The organism is Delftia sp. WSY_10 (assembly GCF_043104705.1).
Taxonomy (GTDB): Bacteria; Pseudomonadota; Gammaproteobacteria; order Burkholderiales; family Burkholderiaceae_C; genus Comamonas; species Comamonas tsuruhatensis.
Genome location: NZ_JBICKY010000043.1, coordinates 1 through 672 on the forward strand (window position 1 = coordinate 1; position 672 = coordinate 672).

The following is a 672-nucleotide window of genomic DNA, read 5'->3' on the forward strand; positions in this document are numbered from 1 at the left end:
GGTATGGGGCTAAGCCGGCGGTCAGTTTTAAAGAGATAGAAAAAGTGCTGGAGAGATTTAATGCTATTCGAGAGACTGGAAGAAATTCACCAAATAAATTTAATCTACTAGAAGATACCATCAAAGCCTGGATAAATGATGGCAAGCTAAAACCGACAAAGAAAGATCAAAAGGAAGGATTAGTTGAATCAATGAAAATTAACCTTAAAGATGCAGAGTCTGGAGCTTACAGTGAAAGACAAGCCAACTCTAATCGGGAAAAATTTCTTGGAGGGCTCGTTGGGCAAGAAGAAAAATATCCAGGTGTCTGCTTACCCAGGAGTATCATATGCAAACCAGTATGAAAACTAAATCACTGATATTCATCTTGGCAATTTTATCTTCCGGACTCTCCCAAGGCATGACTTGGGAAGAATGGGCGGAAAGTCGCCATCCCCCCAGCGACAAAGGTCCATTGCCAGATGGCTGCAGTCCCGTCAAATATCGAGGTGGCTTTCATCCTATTGTTGAGTATGTCAGAGGGAGGGGGAATCACTGTGTAGTTCACGACTTTGTACAAAGAAAATTAAGAGATTTCATTAATGGCAGAGTACGCGGGTCACCAACAGACGAGGCTGGTCAGGGCAGTGTAATTAGTTTCTCGGAAGACAGCCATTCCAACATTGATCTAAG

2 protein-coding genes are annotated in these 672 nt (G+C 42.9%); both read left to right on the top strand.

Features of this window, described 5'->3' with window-relative positions:
• The coding region (locus ACF8ML_RS18410; protein ID WP_392407599.1) for a hypothetical protein at nucleotides 1–344 on the top strand (344 nt) is incomplete at its 5' end.
• Nucleotides 329–672 (top strand): hypothetical protein (locus ACF8ML_RS18415; protein WP_392407600.1); only part of this gene is annotated, 344 nt, incomplete at its 3' end. The genes ACF8ML_RS18410 and ACF8ML_RS18415, both read left to right, overlap by 16 nt.